This is a genomic window from Algoriphagus sp. (assembly GCF_024305035.1).
Taxonomy (GTDB): domain Bacteria; phylum Bacteroidota; class Bacteroidia; order Cytophagales; family Cyclobacteriaceae; genus Algoriphagus.
In genome coordinates this window covers 1-809 of record NZ_JAMWZB010000020.1, presented here as the reverse complement: position 1 = coordinate 809, position 809 = coordinate 1, and the positions used below count along the sequence as shown (strand labels likewise).

The window sequence follows — 809 nt, the reverse complement described above, 5'->3', positions numbered from 1 at the left end:
GAGATGTGTATAAGAGACAGTATCAGGCATATCCAATGGGATGAGGCTGCATCACAAGCCGAAGTCCAAAGATTACACGGACATTGGAGTGTAAATGAGGCGGGGAGATGGCGTGAAAGTAGATTGTCTTACCACGGGAGGCCTCATAGACGTGTGGAGATGTATTTAGAAACACGGAGTAAAGCTTGCTATGAGGAGTCAGCTGAGGCCATAGTACTCAACAACGATCCAGTTGGGGAAGGGCTGAACTTTAAGGAGTGAAAAGTACATGAAAACCACCAAATAGGAGGAAGAATGCAGAAAATCTCGAACAAGGAGACCTGGCCACAAAAGAATAGGACGGCATCCGAAGGCATTGTGGGAGGGCAGACTTTTATGTGGATGGTTGAAAGCAACTTCACGGATTTTAACCGATTAGAGTATGGTTTGTTAGAGTTTATATTGTCACCCAGCAACCTGAATGCCGCCTATCTACAAGTAAGGCGGAACCAAGGAGCAGCTGGGGTAGATAAGATGGAGGTCGAGTCCTTGAAGGGCTATCTTATCAAGAACAAGTCGGAACTCACAGCATCCATATTGCGGGGCAGTTACCGCCCCAATCCTGTTCGTAGGGTAGAGATACCCAAAGACAATGGGCAGAAACGCCAGCTGGGCATCCCCACGGTAGTGGATAGGGTGATACAGCAAGCGATTGCCCAAGTACTCAGTAGGCTTTATGAACCCCAATTTAGCGACCACAGCCATGGGTTCAGACGTATCCACCCCACCAAGTACATCTTTCATAGTTCCCCTACCAGCTGTAGGTTTGC

At 48.1% G+C, this 809-nt stretch carries 1 protein-coding gene and 1 pseudogene; both read left to right on the top strand.

Features of this window, described 5'->3' with window-relative positions; translation table 11 throughout:
* Positions 1–3 precede the first annotated feature (3 nt).
* A complete protein-coding gene (locus Q0L00_RS12375; RefSeq protein ID WP_297337197.1) occupies positions 4–261 on the top strand; it encodes a hypothetical protein in 258 nt (85 codons plus the stop codon).
* Between the two features lie 180 nt (positions 262–441).
* A pseudogene (locus Q0L00_RS12370) lies at positions 442–809 on the top strand (reverse transcriptase domain-containing protein); the annotation flags it as partial.

Coding starts and splice junctions, on each gene's coding strand:
- Q0L00_RS12375 (WP_297337197.1), top strand. CDS start 4: ATGTGTATAAGAGACAGTATCAGGCATATCCAATGGGATGAGGCTGCA.